Consider the following 18,409-nt stretch of genomic DNA (forward strand, 5'->3'; position numbering starts at 1 on the left):
CGCCTATTACCGAATTCCCAAAGAACTGGAGAACGATGATGACAGCACGATATGGCGGCAGGCTGGCTGCGATCGGCGCTACGGCTCTGCTGACGGCGGCGGTGTTCGTGCTGCCGGCCAAGGCGGAAACCGACGCCAAGGCGGTCATCCAGACCTATGCCGACATCGCGCTCGCCAAATATGAGGATTCGCTGACCACCGCGCAGGCGCTCGACAAGGCCGTCGACGCGCTGCTCGCCAAGCCCTCGGTGGACACGCTGAACGCCGCCCGCGAGGCCTGGAAGGCATCGCGCGTTCCCTACCAGCAGACCGAGGTCTACCGCTTCGGCAACAAGCTCGTCGACGACTGGGAAGGCAAGGTGAACTCCTGGCCGCTGGACGAAGGCCTGATCGACTATGTCGCCAAGAGCTACGGCACCGAGTCCGACACCAACGCGCTCTACACCGCCAATGTGATCGCCAACAAGAAGATCGAAATCAACGGCAAGAAGGTCGATGCTTCGAAGCTGTCGCCGGAATTCCTCTCCGGCACGCTGCAGGAGGCCGGCGGGGTCGAGGCCAATGTCGCGACCGGCTACCACGCCATCGAATTCCTGCTCTGGGGCCAGGACCTGCACGGCACCGGTCCCGGCGCCGGTGAGCGGCCCTACACCGACTATGACCTCGCCAACTGCACCGGCGGCAATTGCGACCGCCGCGCCGAATACCTGAAGTCGGCGAGCGACCTTCTGGTTTCCGACCTGCAGGACATGGTCAACGACTGGAAGGAAGACGGCGCCGCCCGCAAGAACCTTGTTGACGGCGAGCCGAATACAGCCATCACCGCGATCTTCACCGGTATGGGCTCGCTGTCCTATGGCGAACTGGCCGGCGAGCGCATGAAGCTCGGCCTGCTGCTGCACGATCCGGAAGAGGAGCACGACTGCTTCTCCGACAACACCTACAACTCCCATCTCTACGACGCCATCGGCATCCGCGCCGCCTATCTCGCCAGCTACACCCGCCTCGACGGCACCGTCGTTCAGGGGCCTTCGGTGCACGACATGGTCAAGGCGGCCGATCCGGCGATTGACAAGGAGCTGTCGGACAAGCTGGATGTCTCCGTCGCCAAGATGGAGGCCATCAAGGCGCGCGCACTGGCCGGCGAGGCCTATGACCAGCAGATCGCCGAGGGCAACACCGAAGGCAATGCCACGGTGCAGGCGGCGATCGACGCGCTGATCGACCAGACCAAGTCGATCGAACGCGCCGTCGGCTCGCTGAAGCTCAACACCATCGCCTTCGAGGGTTCCGACAGCCTCGATGCGCCGGACAAGGTGTTCAAGTAGGATCAAGAAAGTACCAGCCAAACGGCGCGGAAGCGACGTCAGCCAGAGCAAACTATGCTGATCTGCCATTGCAACATTATCACCGAGAGGGAGATCGAGCAGTCGATCGTCGAGCTGCTGGACCAGGATCCCTGGCAGCTTATCGTGCCGGCTAAGGTCTATCATGCCATGCACAAGCGCGGTCGTTGTTGCGGCTGCTTCCCAAATGTGGTGGAAACGATCATTCGGGTAACCGAGAACTACCACGCCCGCTCGGAGGCGAGCGGCGTGGACATCGTTTCACATCTGGATCGCGTCAGAGGCCTGCGCGTCCAATACGGGAGCAGAACCCATGAAAGGCGAAAAGCAGATCATCGAGCGGCTTAACGAGGCTCTGTTTCTGGAGCTTGGAGCCGTCAATCAATATTGGGTGCATTTCCGGCTGCTCGAAGACTGGGGATACGCCAAGCTGGCAAAGAAGGAACGCGCCGAATCGATCGAGGAGATGCACCATGCCGACAAGCTCGTGGCCCGCATCATCTTCCTCGAAGGGCATCCGAATCTGCAGTCCGTGGCGCCGCTGCGCATCGGCCAGAACGTCAAGGAAGTGCTCGAGTCCGATCTGGCAGGCGAATATGACGCGCGAACCGCCTACAAGCGCTCGCGCGAGATTTGCGAAGAAGCAGGCGACTACGTGTCGATGAAACTGTTCGAGGAATTGCTGTCCGACGAGGAAGGTCACATCGACTTCCTCGAGACGCAGCTCGACCTGCTTGCCTCGATCGGCGAGGAAAAATACGGCCAGCTCAACGCCGCATCGGCCGACGAGGCGGACTAAGGACATGCGGGAATGCGGCGCCCCGTAGAAGTCTTGCGCCGCTTGCGGCGGGCCGGAGATCATGGCCCGTCGCTCCAGAAGACCCCGCGGTATCAGCTGTTTCGCGGGGCTTCGCTTGCAGTCGGGCTGACACTTTCGGCTTCGGCCCTGGCCGGCGCGTTGGAACCGGCAGGCCTGGCGACGAGCCGCACCGATCTGACGCCGAAGGATCAGGCTCGCGTCCTTGCCGTGACACGACCGACAACGGATTTCTCCAAGCCCGAGCAATTCGAGTTGATGCAGGGCGGCGCCGGTACGTCGCGCAGGGACGCCAACCGCGACGCCTTCTCGCAATTCTCCGCCAACATCACCTTCGAGGAAGAAGGCAACTTCAAGCTCGGCAATGCTCTTTTCCGCAAGAACTGGGTCTCGTCGCCGTCCTCGACCCAGGCTTCGGACGGCCTTGGCCCCCTGTTCAACGAGCGCGCCTGCCAGAATTGCCATTTGAAGGACGGCCGCGGCCGTCCGCCGGAAGGCGACGTCGGCTCCACCTCGATGTTCCTGCGGCTGGCGCGCGATGCCAGCAGCGCGGAAGAAAGGGCTGAGATCGCCGACCACAAGGTGCTCAATTTTCCCGACCCGGTCTACGGTTCGCAACTGCAGGACCTCGCCGTTCCCGGTCTGCGCGGCGAAGGCAGGATGCATGTCGACTACCGGGAACAGGAGGTGACGCTCGGCGACGGCAGCGTTGTTTCGCTGCGCAAGCCCAGCTATTCGGTCGATGGCCTGGCTTACGGGCCGCTCGACCCGTACACCACGCTGTCGCCGCGTTTGACGCCGCCGATGATCGGCCTTGGCCTGATCGAGCAGATCGCGCCGGCCGATATCCTCGCCCATGCCGATCCGGAGGACCGGAACAATGACTGGATTTCCGGCAAGCCGAACATCGTGCGCGACGGCCTGAGCGGCGCGCTGACGCTGGGCCGCTTCGGCTGGAAGGCGCAGACGCCGTCGATCCGCGAGCAGGCTGCCGACGCCTTCGCCGGCGATATCGGCATCTCGACGCCGGAGATGCCGAAAAGCGAGGGCGATTGCACCACGGCCGAGAAGGCATGCCTTGCCATGCCGAACGGCGTGCAGCAGCGCCTCGGCCCGGTCGAGGCGCCACCGCCGGTCATGGACCTGGTCACCTTCTATTCGCAAAACCTTGCCGTCCCGGCGCGGCGCGACCTCGACACGCCGCAAGTGCTTGCCGGTAAGAAGCAGTTTTACGAAATGGGCTGCATTTCCTGTCACACGCCGAAATTCGTCACCCTTCGCGGCACGCCGAACAAGGCGCAAGCCTTCCAGTTGATCTGGCCCTATTCCGACTTTCTGCTGCACGACATGGGCCCTGACCTGGCCGACGGGCAGGCAGTCGGCGAGGCGACGGGCAGCGAATGGCGCACACCGCCGCTGTGGGGCATTGGCCTGACCCGGACGGTCAACGGCAACACCTTCTATTTGCATGATGGGCGCGCGCGTAGCCTGGCCGAGGCGATCCTCTGGCATGGCGGTGAGGGCCGGAAGGCGCGCGACCGCTTTGCAGCCGCCGATGCGGCCGACCGCGATGCGCTGGTCAAGTTCCTGGAGTCACTCTGATGCTGAAGCGTCTTTTGCTTGTTCTCGCTCTTCCGCTGGCCATGTTTGGTGCTTCCCCGGCGTTGGCGGAGGTGAAGGCTACCGACGTCATCCAGCGCGCGATCGATGGGTTCGTCCGTCCGGCCTATGCCAGTCTGCATCGGCACACTGAAACCTTGACCAAATCGATGCGCAATCTGTGCGATGCGCCTTCGCAAACCGCTCTCGATGCGGCGCGTGCCGAGTATTCGTACACGGTCGAGGCCTGGTCGGAGGCCGAGATCATCGGCTTCGGGCCGATCAAGGAGAACAACCGGCTGGAACGCATGCTCTATTGGCCGGACCGCAAGAGCATCGGCCTGAAGCAGGTGCAGGCGGCATTGGCCGGCAAGGACCCGACGGCTACCGATCCGGTCCAACTGGCCGGCAAGAGCGTCGCCATGCAGGGGCTAGGCGCGCTTGAGTTCGTGCTCTATGGCGATGGCGCCGAAGCCCTCGCCGGCAAGGACGATCCCTACCGCTGCGCCTATGGCGCGGCCGTCGCCAGCAACATCGAAACCATGGCCACCGACGTCGATGCGGCTTGGAACAAGCCCGATGGGTTTGCGGCACTCTGGGCCAATCCGGGACCGCAAAACCCGCTCTACCGCGACGGCACCGAAGCTGTGACCGAACTGGTGGGCGTGTTCATCAACGAACTCGAAATGGTCCGCGACGTGCGCCTGAAAGGCTTCCTGGGCGGCAAGCCGGAAGGCGACAAGCCCAAGCTGGCCATCTTTTGGCGCTCGCAAAGCACCGCCACGTCCCTGGCGGGAAATCTCTCGGGCATGGATACGCTGTTCCAGGCTTCGCAACTTGGCGATGCCCTGCCGGAAGATGCACGTTGGATGGCCGATTCGATCCATATCCAGCTCACCAACGGCGTCGCGACCGCCAAGTCCGTGAACGGCCCGATCGACAAGGCGCTCGCCGATCCGGCGCAGCGTGACAAACTCGACCATTTCGCGCTGATCACCTCCAGCCTGTCGACGCTGATCGGCACCAGGCTGACCGCCGAATTCGGCCTGACCGCCGGCTTTTCTTCGCTCGACGGAGACTGATCCATGAAGACGCCGCTGATCGACCGCCGGGATTTCCTCAAGGCCGCAGGCGCGGGTTTCATCGCTGCAATGGCGCCTCAGGCCTGGGCTAACACGCTTGGCACGGATGCTGTCTTTGCCACCGCCTTCGTCAAACGCGACGGCAGCTATGGCGCAGCAGTGCTGTCCGAGGCCGGCAAGCTGCTGCACGCCATCGACCTGCCCGATCGAGGCCACGACGTCACTTTCGATCCGGTGTCGAAGCGCTCGGTGGTTTTTGCCCGGCAGCCCGGCACCTTCGCCGTGGTCTTCGACCACACCGGCCGCGACAGGCCGCTGACCATCGCCAGCATCACCGGCCGGCATTTCTTCGGCCATGGCGTGTTCTCGACCGATGGGGCGCTGCTTTACGCCACCGAGAATGATTTCGACAACGCCGCCGGCGTCGTCGGCGTCTATGACGCGCGCGCGAAATTCAGCCGCGTCGGCGAGTTTCCGACCTATGGCATGGGGCCGCACGAGCTCTTGCTGCAGGGCGACGGCAGGACTATCGCCGTCGCCAATGGCGGCATCGAGACGCATCCGGACTACGGCCGCGCCGAGCTTAACATCGCGACGATGAAGCCGTCCTATGTACTGGTCGACCGCATCACCGGCGATCTCATCGAAAAGCACGAATTGCCGGCAGCACTGCACCAGCTGTCGATCCGCCACATGGATGCAGATCCGTCCGGCACGGTCTGGTTCGGCTGCCAGTATCGGGGGCCGGGCACCGATCGTCCGCTGCTGGTCGGGCGGGCCGCGCGCGGCAAGGAACTGCAACTGCTCGACATGCCGCAGGATGTGCTCTCCGGTTTCCGCAACTATATCGGTTCGGTCGCCGCCAATCCTGCTGCGGGCACGGTCGCCGTCTCCTCGCCGGAAGGCAATTCGCTTGCCGTCATCGACGCTGGGAATGGCCGTATCGTCGCCACCAGGGCGCTGGTCGAGGTCTGCGGCCTGGCGCCGGATGGTTCGGGCTTCATGGCGACGACGGGTGCCGGCGAGATCGTCGAGGGCAATGGCACGACGCGCTCCGAGCCTGACTATGTCTGGGACAATCACATGCTGCGCATCGAGCAGGCTGCATAGGCAGCGGCCCGGAGGCCGACGGATCTGGACCCTGGCCGAAGCGAAGCCGCTTAACAATTGTGCACCATCCCCCTTGCGGCGGCGGGCCATGGCGGGCACAGGGAATTGTTTTTCAACCCTGGGCGTTAACCAGACACCATGAAGTTGCTTGCCATCGACTGTGCCGCCAGTCTCTGCGCCGCCTGCGTCTATGACGCGGCGGCCGGTAGCGAGCTTGGCCGCCAGGTGCTCGATCTCGGCAAGGGTCATGCCGAGCATCTGATGTCGGTTATCGATGCGGCGCTGAAGGCCGCCGGCACCGGATATCCCGGCCTTGGCGCCATTGCCGTCTCCATCGGCCCGGGATCCTTCACTGGCCTGCGCGTCGGCGTGTCGGCCGCGCGAGGCCTGGCGCTGGCGCTGAAAATCCCGGCAATCGGCGTAACGACGCTGGAAGCACTGGCGGCGGAGGCGGCGACGCTGTTTCCGGACCGGCCGGTGCTGGCCGCGCTTGATGCCGGACGCGACGAGATTCATGCTGCTCTGTATGATAAAGCGTCAGCTTTGACTTACGGGCCATCGGTCGCCACTATTCCCGAAGCGGTTGCTATGGCGCTGGAGCTTTCTGCAGTCCTTGCCGGCACTGCCGCGGCACAGATCGCAGCTTCGGTCGACCATCCCTTCGACATCGGTCCGACATCAGCCACAGCCGACATCGCCGTCTATGCCCGACTGGCAGCGGCCAAAGGTGCAGGCGAAAAGCCCAAGCCGCTTTATCTGCGCGGCGCCGATGCAAAGCCGCAGGCGGGGTTCATCCTACCGAGGCAGGTCAGTTGATGCGCATTCCTTTCCTTCCGCCGCGTCGCAGAGACTATGCGCTTCAGCCTCTGACGGTTGCCGACAGTCCCGCTGTCGCGGCGCTGCACCAGGAGGATTTTGTCCGACCCTGGACCGACGATGAGTTTGCCTCGCTGCTCGAGCAGGACACGGTGTTCGGCTATGCCGCGCGCGAGACCGGACAGGGCTCCAAGCCGCCGGTAGGCTTCGTGCTCGCGCGGTTGGCCGCCGGCGAAGGCGAGATCCTGACCGTCGCCGTCGCCCGCTCGCATCGCCGCCAGGGCCTTGGCTGGCAGTTGATGGATGCGGTCCTGCGCGAATTGCACGCGCAGCGCGCCGAGGCGCTTTTCCTCGAGGTCGACGAGACCAACGTGGCGGCCATTGCGCTCTACCGGCGGCTCGGCTTTCGCGAAGTCGGCAAGCGCGCCAACTATTACAGATCGGCGGAGCACGGCCCGACCGGCGCGCTTGTCATGCGCCGCGATCTTCGCTAGCCAGACGCCGCATGGCCCCGAAAATCGGATCCGATTTTCGGAAAGGATTATGCGGCAAATTCACATTGGGGTGTTACAGCGTCCTTTGCGCGTCCAAAAAAGAACGCGCGGCGCCGTAACGGCAGGGCCGGCGAATGATCAAGAAATTCAGGATTTTCGCGGCGCTGGCCCTCGTCGCCACCGGCACGCTGATCCTCGCGCCTCTGCAGATACTGTCGATGAAGACCGGGCTCTGGCCGGAGACGTTCATCCTGAAGATCTGGCACAGGTTGATCGCGAGGGCGCTGGGATTGCGCATCCATGTCAAGGGAGAGCTGTCGACCAAGCGCCCCCTGCTGGTTGTGTCCAACCACATCTCCTGGACCGACATCATGGTGCTGGGGTCCATGGTCGACGTGAAATTCATCGCCCGCGCCGATATGGAAGGCTGGCCACTGATCGGCATGCTGTCCAAACTGCAGCGCACCGTCTTCATCGAGCGCGAGCGCAAGCGCACGTCGGGCGAACAGGCGAGCGAGATCGCCGGTCGCATGGCCAAGGGCGATGCCATGGTGCTGTTTGCCGAAGGCTCGACAGGTGACGGCAATCTGGTGTTGCCGTTCAAGAGCACGCTGTTCGGCGCCGCCTCGATGGCGATCGCGGAAGGCGCGACGGAACAGGTTTTCATTCAGCCGGTGGCAATCGTCTACACGCGGTTGCACGGCGTGCCGCTCGGCCGCCGCCACCGGCCGATCGCCGCCTGGATCGGCGACGAGGATTTGATGCCGCATCTCAAGGTGCTGCTGGCCGAAGGTGCTCTGGACGTCGAGGTCCATTTCGGTGAACCGATCGCCTTTGCCAAGGGATCGAACCGCAAGGAGACGGCAAGGCTGATGGAAGCCAGGGTGCGCGAGATGGCCCAGGCCGCGCTCGCCGATCCACGCCCAAGCCGGTAGGCTGAAAGCGCTAGGCCAGAATCGTCTGTTTTTTGTCACGGAAAGGCGTTAGAAGCCGCCCAATGGACTTGAACACGATAGAGCGCGACGACATCGGCCCTGCGGCTGACAGCGCACCTGCACCCGCTGGCACGGCGAAAAAGGTCTTCGTCAAGACCTATGGCTGCCAGATGAACGTCTACGATTCGCAGCGCATGACCGATGCGCTGGCCGCCGACGGCTATGTCGCGACCGATGCCATCGCCGAGGCCGATCTGGTCCTGCTCAACACCTGCCATATCAGGGAAAAGGCGGCGGAAAAGGTCTATTCCGAGCTTGGCCGCATCCGCGACATGAAGGCCGAGCGCGCCGCGGCCGGGCGCGAACTGCTGATCGGCGTCGCCGGCTGCGTGGCCCAGGCCGAAGGTGCCGAGATCATCCGTCGCTCGCCGGCCGTCGATCTGGTCATCGGCCCGCAGACCTACCACCGGCTACCCGACGTGCTGGCAAGGGTGCGCGGCGGCGAAAAGATCGTCGAGACCGACTACGCCGTCGAGGACAAGTTCGAGCATCTGCCGCAGCCGAAGCGCGCCGAAGTGATCAAGCGCGGCGTCACCGCCTTCCTCACCGTGCAGGAGGGCTGCGACAAGTTCTGCACCTTCTGCGTCGTACCCTATACGCGCGGCTCCGAAGTCTCGCGGCCGGTGGCACAGATCGTCGCCGAGGCCGAGCGCCTGGCCGAGGCCGGCGTGCGCGAAGTGACGCTGCTCGGCCAGAACGTCAATGCCTGGCACGGCCTGGGCGAGGACGGCAGCGAATGGGGCCTTGGCCGCCTGCTGTTCCGGCTGGCCGAAATCCCCGGCCTGGCGCGGTTGCGCTATACCACCAGCCATCCGCGCGACATGGACGACGAATTGATATCGGCGCATCGCGACCTGCCGGCGCTGATGCCTTATCTGCACCTGCCGGTGCAGTCGGGCTCCGACCGTATCCTCAAGGCGATGAACCGCAGGCATACCGCAAGCGACTATCTGGCGCTGATCGAGCGTATCCGCGCTGCGCGCAACGACATTGCTCTGTCCGGCGACTTCATCGTCGGCTTCCCAGGCGAGACGGAGGCGGATTTCGAGGCGACGATGGAACTCGTGCGCCAGGTCAACTATGCCTCGGCCTTTTCGTTCAAATATTCGCCGCGTCCCGGCACGCCGGGCGCCGAAATGACCGATCACGTGCCGGAAGCCGTCAAGGACGAACGCCTGCAGCGGCTGCAGGCCCTGCTCCTGAAGCAGCAGCAGGACTTCGGCACGAGCCTGGTCGGCAGGACCATCGGCACGCTGATCGAGAAGCCCGGCCGTCAGGCCGGTCAGAAGGTCGGCCGCTCGCCATGGCTGCAGCCGGTTATTGTTGATGAAAAGGCCGGCGAAATCGGTGACATTATCCAGGTGCGAATCACAAGGACGGGCTACAATAGCCTGTTCGCCGAATTGGCCTGACGGCCTCGGCAGATGAGGAGAGACGGTTGAGCGCTGCTGAACTGAAGAATCTGCCCCCGAGCCAGGCATCCGGGGCCTCTGACATGGCGCACATCGTTCTGACCTTCGACAACAACAAGCTTGCCAGCGCCCTGTACGGCCAGTTCGACGAGAACCTGGCCAGACTCGAACAGAAGCTCGGCGTCGATATCCGCTCGCGCGGCAACCAGCTGACCATAAAAGGCTCGGCCTCCGCCGCCGAGCAGGCGCGCCGCGCCTTGGACAATCTCTACGGCATTCTCCAGAAAGGCGTCGACATCGGCCAGTCCGACGTCGACGGCGCCGTGCGCATGGCGATCGCCGCCGACGACCAGCTGACGCTGCCGACGCTGGAGCGCAAGGGCAAGATGTCCGCCGCCCAGATTTCGACGCGCAAGAAAACCATCTATGCCCGCTCGCTCAACCAGGACGCCTATATGCGGGCGCTGGAGCGGTCCGAGCTTGTCTTCGGCATCGGCCCGGCCGGCACCGGCAAGACCTATCTGGCGGTGGCGCATGCGGCGATGCTGCTCGAACGCGGCATGGTCGAACGCATCATCCTGTCGCGGCCCGCCGTCGAGGCCGGCGAGCGGCTGGGTTTCCTGCCCGGCGACATGAAGGAAAAGGTCGATCCGTATCTGCGGCCGCTCTATGACGCTCTCTACGACATGATGCCGGCCGACAAGGTCGAGCGTGCGATCGCCGCCGAGGTTATCGAGATCGCCCCGCTGGCCTTCATGCGCGGCCGGACGCTGGCACATGCCGCCGTCATCCTCGACGAGGCGCAGAACACCACGCCGATGCAGATGAAGATGTTCCTCACCCGTCTCGGTGAGAACTCGCGCATGATCGTCACCGGCGATCCGACGCAGATCGACCTTCCCTCGAACACCAAATCGGGCCTGGTCGAAGCACTGCGCATCCTCGATGGCGTCGCGGGCTCGGTGACCGTTCGCTTCGGCGACGGCGACGTGGTTCGCCATCCGCTGGTGGCGGAAATCGTCAGGGCCTATGACCGCGACGCCAAGCTGGCGCGCGGCCTGGGCACCGAGAGCTGATGTGACGATGCGGGCTCATGCCTGAAGACATAAAACCTGGCGGCGGGGATCTTTCGGTTCCCGTCGACATCGATATTTCGATCGAGTCGGGCGACTGGCCTGATGAGGCGGCGCTGACGCGTCTGGTCGATCGCGCCGTGTCGGCCGCCTTTGCCGAAACCGGCGCCGCCGGCCGTTCCGAGCTCAGCATCGTCTTTTCCGACGACGCCCATATCCGCACCCTCAACGACGGCTGGCGCGGCAAGGACAAGCCGACCAACGTCTTGTCTTTCCCGGCTTTTCCGTTTCCGAAGGGCGGTCCGCTGCCGCCGATGCTGGGCGACATCGTACTGGCTGCCGAGACGGTCGCGAAGGAAGCGGGTCTGGAAGACAAGCCGCTCGAGAACCATATCACCCATCTCATCATCCACGGCCTGCTGCACCTTCTGGGCTACGATCACGAGACCGACGCCGAGGCCGAGGAGATGGAAGCGATCGAGCGCTCAGCGCTTGCGAGGCTTGCCATTCCCGATCCCTACGCGTAACTAAAAAGATCAATTGACCGGACGACGATGAACGACAAACCAGAGACTGCCGCCCGCTCCGACGCCGGCAGTGCGACCAAGCCTTCCGAAACGACGGAAGAGGGCTCGAGTCCGAGTACAACGACCGGCAGCATCGCCAGCGAGCCATCGCCTGCCGGTCCTTCCCTGTTCGATCGCGTGCTTGGCCTGTTCAGGCAGCGCAACGGCACCAGCCTGCGTGAGGAAATTGCCGGCGCGCTTGCCGAAACGACCAGCGATGCCGGCGCCTTTTCGCCCGGCGAACGGGCAATGCTCAACAACATCTTGCGCCTGCGCGAGGTGCGCGTCGAGGACGTCATGGTGCCGCGCGCCGACATCGAGGCGGTCGAGATCACGACGACGCTGGGCGATCTTCTCGGCCTGTTCGAACAGTCCGGACATTCGCGCATGCCTGTCTATTCCGAGACGCTCGACGATCCGCGCGGCATGGTCCACATCCGCGACGTGCTTGCCCACATCACCAAGGTCGCCCGCGTCAAGAAGGGCCGAACCAGCCGGAAGGCGCCGGCCACGACGTTGCTTGATCTCGCCCAGGTCGATCTCGCGCGCACCATCGGTGATCTCAACCTGATCCGACCGGTGCTGTTCGTGCCGCCGTCAATGCTTGCCTCCGATCTGATGGGTCGGATGCAGACGACGCGCACTCAGATGGCGCTGGTCATCGACGAATATGGCGGCACCGACGGCCTCGCCTCGCTGGAAGACATCGTCGAGATGGTGGTCGGCGACATCGAGGACGAGCACGACGATGACGAGCCGATGATCACCCAGACCGGCGAAGGCGTCTTCATCGTCGACGGCAAGGCCGAGATAGACGAGGTCGCCAAGATGATCGGCGAGGATTTCGCCGCCGGCGAGCACGGCGAATATGTCGACACCATAGGCGGTATGATCTTCAACACCCTTGGCCGCGTGCCGGCCCGTGGCGAAGTTGTGCAGGCCATACCCGGCTTCGAGTTCCACGTGCTCGACGCCGATCCGCGCCGGGTCAAGCGCGTGCGCATCGTGCAGAGCCAGAAGGGCGAGCGTCGCCGCCGCGCCGCCCGCGCCGAACAGGCCTAAGCGCCGATCGATGTCGGTCGACGACCCGTTCAAGCACTCGACCATAGGTTCCGGCGTATTCTACAAGGACGCGCGGGCCGCGTTGAAATGGCTCGAAAAGGCCTTCGGATTCGAGCCGAGCATGGTCGTCAGCGACGCCGACGGCAGGCTTGTCCATTCCGAGATGCGCTTCGGCGACGGCTACATCATCGTCGATTCCGAATGGGCCGACCATATCGCCAGCCCGGCTTCTGTCGGCGGCCGGAACACGCAATCAATCTATATCCGCCTTGATGCCGGCCTGGACGTGCATTGCGAGCAGGCGAGGGCAGCAGGCGCCGACATCACCCAGGAGCCTGCCGACCAGTTCTATGGCGAACGGCTTTACCGGGCGCGCGATCCCGAAGGCCATGTCTGGACATTCACCCAGACCATGCGGGCCGTGCCACGCGAAGAGGCTGAGCGGCTCGGCGATCTGAAGATCGAGGGCTGGCACCGATAGCGCGGTGATTGGCCGGTCGGGGTTCTCGGCGCAAGCCCCGTTCCGATAATTCTGATAAATCTGCTGTCGTGATTCGCGCGACTGGAAGTGTGTATGCAGCGCCTGGCCGGCCGGATAATACTGCTTTGGGGTTGGCGCCGCGCGCTGGTGGCGTTTCTCGCTGGAGCGTTGGCGGTTCTCGCCCAGGCGCCCTATGATTTCTTCGCCGTCTGCTTCATCTCCTTCCCGCTCCTGGTCTGGCTGCTCGACGGCGCGACCGGCGAGGCCTCCGACGGGTGGCTGAGGCGGCTCAGGCCCGCCTTCGCCATCGGCTGGTGGTTCGGCTTCGGCTATTTTCTTGCCGGCCTGTGGTGGATCGGCGAGGCGCTGCTGGTCGAGGCCGACAGTTTCGCCTGGGCTCTGCCCTTCGCGGTGGTCGGAATCCCCTTTGCAATGGCCTTCTTCTACGGCTTCGCCGCGGTCGTCGCGCGACTCCTGTGGAACAACGATATCGGCCGCATTGCGGCACTCGCCTTCGGTTTCGGCCTGGCGGAATGGCTGCGCGATTTCCTGTTCACCGGCTTTCCCTGGAATGCCGTCGGCTACGCGGCAATGCCGGTGCCGCTCTTGATGCAGAGCGTGTCGGTGACCGGCATGATCGGCATGAACGCGCTGGCGGTCTTCGTCTTTTCGCTGCCCGCGCTCGTTGCGGGGCGCCGGCACCTTCGCCTGGGCTTTGGGCTGCTTATCCTGCTTGTCGCCGCCCATGTCGGCTTCGGCTATGTCAGGCTTGCCATGCCGGTCGAACCGGCAACCCGCTCGATCGATGTCCGCATCGTTCAGCCGGACGTCGATCTCAGCGAAAAGTGGGACGCTTCGGTGCGCGACCGCATCTTCGCCACACTGCTCGGCCTGTCGGCGAAGGAACCGGAACCCGGCCATGCCAAGCCGCAACTGATTCTGTGGCCGGAGACATCGGTGCCTTTCCTGTTCACCGAACGCCCGGACGCGCTGACCGCGCTTGGCGATATGCTGGGTGAAGGCCAGATGCTGGTCGCCGGCGTCGTTCGCGAGGAGGGCGGCTCGGCGGCCGGCGCCGACAGCCGCTATTACAATTCCGTGGTGGCGATCAACGACAAGGGCGAGATCACGGACGCCGTCGATAAGGTCCACCTGGTGCCGTTCGGCGAGTATCTGCCTTTCGCCGGCTTGCTCGGCCGCTTCGGCATCGAACAGCTCGTTGCCGGGCCGATGAATTTCGCGGCCGGCAACGAACGGCATCCGATCACGCTGCCGGACGGTGTGCGGGCGCTCCCGTTCATTTGCTACGAAGTTATCTTTCCCGATCTGGTTGCAGTTGACGCTACGTCATCCGAGCTTATTGTGAATGTCACGAACGACGCTTGGTTCGGGGATACACCGGGTCCGTACCAGCACTTCAGGCAGGCTCAGATCCGGGCCGTGGAGAATGGTTTGCCTTTGTTGCGCGCGGCTAACAATGGCATTTCCGCCGTTGTCGACCCGCGCGGACGCATCGTCGACGCGCTCGCCGTCGACGCGCGTGGAGCCATCGATGTGCGGGTGCCGATATCTGGGCGCGCCCTCATTTCCGCCGCCCAGCGGCGAATTAACGGATTGCTGATCATATTCCTGTTCGCCCTGGGAGGGTTCACATCGAATGTAAGGCAACGGCTACGGGTGAATTGACAGCCGACACATTAGAAACTCATACTGTAAGTGCCTAAAATTTTCTCGAAGTCGGTTGGTGGTTCTGTTGGGGCAGTTGGCTCCGGCTTCGTTTGGGCAAGAAAAAATAGAAAAAGCCGGAAAAATTCGGCGAGGAGAAAATGACAGAAGAAAACAAGAAAAAGCCGAACCCGATCGACATCCATGTCGGAAGTCGCATCAGGCTCCGGCGCAATATGCTTGGAATGAGCCAGGAGAAGCTGGGTGAGAATCTCGGCATCACGTTTCAACAGATCCAAAAGTATGAGAAGGGCACGAACAGAGTGGGCGCCAGCCGTTTGCAGGCGATAGCCTCCATCCTTAGCGTGCCAGTTGCCTTCTTTTTCGAGGATGCCCCGGGTCAGGAGGCCGTGGGCAATCGTGGATTTGCCGAAGATGCGTCGATGGCTTTCGCCGTCGAGTTCTGCGGCAGTCCGGAGGGGCTTCAACTCAACCGCGCCTTCGTCAAGATTGGCGACGTCAAGGTGCGCCGCAGGATCATAGATCTGGTGAAATCCCTTTCCACCGATGACGCCGACTGATCCAGGGGCTTGTGCCACCGGCGGCGCCCTGCCGTCGCTGGCACAAGCCAACTGAGCCGACATTTCATGCCAGAACCGCGGCAGCGCTTGACGAGCGGCGCCCGGCACCGCTAACACGTGGCGCGCCAAAATCGGCAACCAGCCGATTTTTTTCAAGAGGGGACACCCGTGACGCGGCAGAATTACTTCTTCACCTCGGAATCCGTTGCCGAGGGCCATCCCGACAAAGTTTGCGACCGTATCTCCGACGAAATCGTCGATCTGGTCTATCGCGAAGCCAAGAAGACCGGCATGGACCCCTGGAAGGTCCGTGTCGCATGCGAGACTCTGGCTACAACGAATCGCGTCATCATCGCCGGTGAGGTCAGGGTTCCCGAGACGCTGCTGAAAAAGGACAAGGCCGGCAACATCCTGATGGATGCCGCCGGTCATCCGGTCGTCAATCCGGCCAAGTTCAAATCGGTAGCCCGCAAGGCAATCCGCGAGATCGGCTACGAGCAGGCCGGCTTCCACTGGAAGACGGCGAAGATCGAGGTCCTGCTGCACGGCCAGTCGCCCGACATCGGCCAGGGCGTCGACAACGCCGCCGACCGGCAGGGCGAGGAAGGTGCCGGCGACCAGGGCATCATGTTCGGCTATGCTTGCCGCGAGACGCCGGACCTGATGCCGGCGCCGATCTACTACAGCCACAAGATTCTCGAACTGCTGGCCGCCGCGCGCCATGAAGGCAGCGGCGATGCGGGCAAGCTCGGGCCGGACGCCAAGAGCCAGGTCACCGTCCGCTATGTCGACGGCAAGGCCGCCGAGGCGACGCAGATCGTGCTGTCGACCCAGCACCTCGATTCGAGCTGGGACTCGAAGAAGGTCCGCAAGGTCGTCGAACCCTATATCCGCGAGGCGCTCGGCGATCTAAGGATCGCCGACGACTGCAACTGGTACATCAATCCGACCGGCAAGTTCGTCATCGGCGGGCCGGACGGCGACGCCGGACTGACCGGCCGCAAGATCATCGTCGACACCTATGGCGGTGCCGCACCGCATGGAGGCGGCGCCTTCTCCGGCAAGGACACGACCAAGGTCGACCGCTCCGCCGCCTATGCTGCGCGCTACCTTGCCAAGAACGTTGTGGCCGCCAAGCTTGCCGACCGTTGCACCATCCAGCTATCCTACGCCATCGGCGTCGCCCAGCCGCTGTCGGTCTATGTCGACCTGCATGGCACCGGCAAGGTCGAAGAGGCCAGGCTCGAAGACGCACTGCGCACCGTGATGGACCTGTCGCCGTCCGGCATCCGCCGTCACCTCGACCTCAACAAGCCGATCTATGCCAAGACCTCGTCCTATGGCCATTTCGGCCGTAAGGCAGGCCGCGACGGTTCCTTCTCCTGGGAGAAGACCGATCTCGCCAAGGCGCTCAAGGACGCGGTCGCCGCCTGACGGCGGCGCGGAACCCGTCCATGGATCCGAAAGGCAGGCCGAGCCGCGCGACCGAAGGGTTCTTCGGCCGCCGGCGTGGCAAGACCATTCGCCCGCAGCAGGCGGCGGCGCTGGAAAGCGGTCTCGGGACCTACGGTCTCGACCTGTCCGCCGCTCAGCCTGCCGACTTGCGCAAGCTGTTCAAGGCGGATGTCTCGGCGGTGCGGCTGGAAATCGGCTTCGGCGGCGGAGAGCATTTGCTGCATCGCGCCACGGGGGCCCCGGGGACCGGCTTCATTGGCGTCGAACCGTTCGTCAACGGCATGGCCAAGCTGATGAAGGCGGTGAATGAAAAGCCGCTCGCCAATCTGCGCGTCCATGACGATGACGCCACGCGCCTGCTCGATTGGCTGCCGCAAGCCTCGCTCGACGGCATCGATCTTCTCTATCCCGACCCCTGGCCGAAGAAGAAGCACTGGAAGCGACGTTTCGTTGGTCCGTCCAACCTCGACCGTTTTGCCAAGGTACTGAAATCAGGCGGAAAATTCCGCTTTGCTTCCGACATCGACAGCTATGTGAACTGGACGCTGCTCAATTGCCGGGCGCATGGTGCGTTCGCGTGGCAGGCGCAGGACGCGGCCGACTGGCATCGGCCCTACGAGGGCTGGCCGGGGACCCGCTACGAGGCAAAGGCTATCCGCGAGGGCCGGCGGCCGGCCTATCTCACCTTCATCAGAAAATAGTCGAACGCGGGACAGCAGCCCCGCGTTGTCATCCGGTCCGGCTTTAGAAGCGGCCGATCTTGTCGAAAGCGGACGGGTCCATGCCGAGCCGGCGCAAATCGTTGGCGCGCGGCTTGCGGCCGGCTTCGACGGCCCGCGAGGCGGCAACAGCGCTGCCGAACACGGCGAAGGCTTCGCCTATGGCGGAAAACACGGTACGGTTATTCATTGTCTTGACCTTTCGCGCGCCACCGCGCGCTCATCTCGGTTTGTGCAGTGCAACATAGATAGGGATGCGAACTCCGAGATCACAGGGCCGTTACCGCATAGGCGGTATGCGCCCCGCGCAATCCTGGCCGACCACTCCCGGCGGTGCTTCGCCCGGCGGCCCGTTAACAGACTTGAAACGCCGGCCGGGATCGTCTATATCAGCCTCAAATTCTTGGTCGGTATGACGAAGAGTGGGTCCACCCGGTCCCGCTCTTTTTTATTACCTGCCGGTCAGCCACCAAACGACAGGGATCGAATGACTGCAACGGCAAGCGAAGGCGACGACCGCATCATCCGCGAAAGCGGTATCGATGCGCGCATCGCGCTGATCGTGCAGCCGGTGCTGCGCGGGATCGGCTTTCGCCTGGTGCGGGTGCATTTGTCGGGCCAGAACGGGCTCACGCTTCAGATCATGGCCGAGCGCGAGGACGGCACCATGACCGTCGAGGATTGCGAAGAGGTCAGCCGGGCGGTGTCGCCGGCCCTCGATGTCGATGATCCGATCGAAAAGGCGTATCATCTCGAAGTGTCGTCGCCGGGCATCGACCGGCCGCTGGTGCGCAAGTCGGATTTCGCGACATGGACCGGCCATCTGATCAAGATGGAGACCTCGATCCTCGTCGCCGAACGCAAGCGCTTCAAGGGCAAGATCGCCGAAAGCGACGCCGATGGCGTGCTGATCGCGCGCGACAAGGCGGCCTATGGCGAGGAGCCGACGGTGCGCGTGCCCTATGATGCGATCGCCGATGCCCGGCTGGTGCTGACCGACGATCTCATCCGCGATGCCCTGTCGAAGGACAATCGGGCACGCAAGGAAGCAAAGAAGCGCCGCGGCGAACCGGAAGATGCGCCAGAGGGTGCCGAACCGGACGCCGAAGACGGAACCGAACAGGAAAGTTGATTGA

Annotated in this window: 20 protein-coding genes; 19 read left to right on the forward strand and 1 reads right to left on the reverse strand. The window is 63.7% G+C overall.

Going from position 1 to position 18,409, the window contains the following annotated elements; genetic code table 11:
• Positions 1-38: 38 nt before the first annotated feature.
• The 18 genes from A6B35_RS07525 to trmB all read left to right on the forward strand — a co-directional run bounded on the left by A6B35_RS07525 (position 39) and on the right by trmB (position 17,255).
• A complete protein-coding gene (locus A6B35_RS07525; protein ID WP_040582416.1) occupies positions 39-1,328 on the forward strand; it encodes an imelysin family protein in 1,290 nt (429 codons plus the stop codon).
• A 54-nt stretch (positions 1,329-1,382) separates the two neighbouring features.
• Positions 1,383-1,694 (forward strand): hypothetical protein, encoded by a 312-nt coding sequence (locus A6B35_RS34305; protein WP_006201122.1) that lies wholly within the window; start codon positions 1,383-1,385, stop codon positions 1,692-1,694.
• Positions 1,660-2,145 (forward strand): bacterioferritin, encoded by a 486-nt coding sequence (bfr, locus tag A6B35_RS07530; protein WP_065518165.1) that lies wholly within the window; start codon positions 1,660-1,662, stop codon positions 2,143-2,145. The genes A6B35_RS34305 and bfr overlap by 35 nt, the downstream gene beginning before the upstream one ends.
• Before the next feature lie 12 nt (positions 2,146-2,157).
• Positions 2,158-3,765 (forward strand): di-heme oxidoreductase family protein, encoded by a 1,608-nt coding sequence (locus tag A6B35_RS07535; RefSeq protein ID WP_040583001.1) that lies wholly within the window; start codon positions 2,158-2,160, stop codon positions 3,763-3,765.
• Positions 3,765-4,844 (forward strand): imelysin family protein, encoded by a 1,080-nt coding sequence (locus A6B35_RS07540; protein ID WP_006203002.1) that lies wholly within the window; start codon positions 3,765-3,767, stop codon positions 4,842-4,844. Before A6B35_RS07535 ends, A6B35_RS07540 begins: the two co-directional genes overlap by 1 nt.
• 3 nt (positions 4,845-4,847) lie before the next feature.
• Positions 4,848-5,954 carry a DUF1513 domain-containing protein gene (locus tag A6B35_RS07545; protein ID WP_006203001.1) on the forward strand — a complete coding sequence of 369 codons (1,107 nt, stop codon included), beginning with the start codon at positions 4,848-4,850 and terminating at the stop codon, positions 5,952-5,954.
• 138 nt (positions 5,955-6,092) lie between these two features.
• On the forward strand, positions 6,093-6,770 hold the full coding sequence (gene tsaB / locus A6B35_RS07550) for a tRNA (adenosine(37)-N6)-threonylcarbamoyltransferase complex dimerization subunit type 1 TsaB (protein WP_006203000.1): 678 nt from the start codon (positions 6,093-6,095) through the stop codon (positions 6,768-6,770).
• Entirely contained in the window at positions 6,770-7,264 is a 495-nt protein-coding gene (rimI, locus tag A6B35_RS07555) for a ribosomal protein S18-alanine N-acetyltransferase (protein WP_006202999.1), read from the forward strand. Before tsaB ends, rimI begins: the two co-directional genes overlap by 1 nt.
• Before the next feature lie 134 nt (positions 7,265-7,398).
• Positions 7,399-8,199 (forward strand): lyso-ornithine lipid O-acyltransferase, encoded by an 801-nt coding sequence (olsA, locus tag A6B35_RS07560; protein ID WP_006202998.1) that lies wholly within the window; start codon positions 7,399-7,401, stop codon positions 8,197-8,199.
• 170 nt (positions 8,200-8,369) lie between these two features.
• A complete protein-coding gene (gene miaB / locus A6B35_RS07565) occupies positions 8,370-9,671 on the forward strand; it encodes a tRNA (N6-isopentenyl adenosine(37)-C2)-methylthiotransferase MiaB (RefSeq protein WP_244425947.1) in 1,302 nt (433 codons plus the stop codon).
• A gap of 83 nt (positions 9,672-9,754) precedes the next feature.
• Positions 9,755-10,747 carry a PhoH family protein gene (locus tag A6B35_RS07570; RefSeq protein WP_006202995.1) on the forward strand — a complete coding sequence of 331 codons (993 nt, stop codon included), beginning with the start codon at positions 9,755-9,757 and terminating at the stop codon, positions 10,745-10,747.
• Between the two features lie 17 nt (positions 10,748-10,764).
• Positions 10,765-11,271, forward strand: a complete 507-nt coding sequence (ybeY, locus tag A6B35_RS07575; RefSeq protein WP_006202994.1) for an rRNA maturation RNase YbeY — start codon at positions 10,765-10,767, stop codon at positions 11,269-11,271.
• 27 nt (positions 11,272-11,298) lie between these two features.
• The gene (locus A6B35_RS07580; protein ID WP_065518166.1) at positions 11,299-12,372 is read left to right on the forward strand and encodes a hemolysin family protein; all 1,074 of its coding nucleotides are present in this window, start codon (positions 11,299-11,301) and stop codon (positions 12,370-12,372) included.
• A gap of 10 nt (positions 12,373-12,382) precedes the next feature.
• Positions 12,383-12,853, forward strand: a complete 471-nt coding sequence (locus tag A6B35_RS07585) for a VOC family protein (RefSeq protein WP_006202916.1) — start codon at positions 12,383-12,385, stop codon at positions 12,851-12,853.
• A gap of 93 nt (positions 12,854-12,946) precedes the next feature.
• Positions 12,947-14,539 (forward strand): apolipoprotein N-acyltransferase, encoded by a 1,593-nt coding sequence (lnt, locus tag A6B35_RS07590; protein WP_006202917.1) that lies wholly within the window; start codon positions 12,947-12,949, stop codon positions 14,537-14,539.
• A gap of 140 nt (positions 14,540-14,679) precedes the next feature.
• Positions 14,680-15,099: a helix-turn-helix domain-containing protein gene (locus A6B35_RS07595; RefSeq protein WP_006202918.1), complete on the forward strand. Its 420-nt coding sequence runs from the start codon at positions 14,680-14,682 to the stop codon at positions 15,097-15,099.
• A 168-nt stretch (positions 15,100-15,267) separates the two neighbouring features.
• Positions 15,268-16,533, forward strand: coding sequence for a methionine adenosyltransferase (metK, locus tag A6B35_RS07600; protein WP_006202919.1), 1,266 nt, complete (start codon positions 15,268-15,270; stop codon positions 16,531-16,533).
• Between the two features lie 20 nt (positions 16,534-16,553).
• Positions 16,554-17,255, forward strand: coding sequence for a tRNA (guanine(46)-N(7))-methyltransferase TrmB (gene trmB / locus A6B35_RS07605; protein WP_006202920.1), 702 nt, complete (start codon positions 16,554-16,556; stop codon positions 17,253-17,255).
• Between the two features lie 43 nt (positions 17,256-17,298).
• On the opposite strand, the gene A6B35_RS34310 is transcribed toward trmB, so the two are convergent.
• A complete protein-coding gene (locus tag A6B35_RS34310) occupies positions 17,299-17,463 on the reverse strand; it encodes a hypothetical protein (RefSeq protein WP_006202921.1) in 165 nt (54 codons plus the stop codon).
• A 297-nt stretch (positions 17,464-17,760) separates the two neighbouring features.
• Between A6B35_RS34310 and rimP the strand changes: the two genes are divergently transcribed.
• Positions 17,761-18,405, forward strand: coding sequence for a ribosome maturation factor RimP (rimP, locus tag A6B35_RS07610; RefSeq protein WP_006202922.1), 645 nt, complete (start codon positions 17,761-17,763; stop codon positions 18,403-18,405).
• Positions 18,406-18,409 lie beyond the last annotated feature (4 nt).

Origin of the sequence: Mesorhizobium amorphae CCNWGS0123 (assembly GCF_001686985.1) — a bacterium.
In the GTDB taxonomy this organism is placed as follows: domain Bacteria; phylum Pseudomonadota; class Alphaproteobacteria; order Rhizobiales; family Rhizobiaceae; genus Mesorhizobium; species Mesorhizobium amorphae.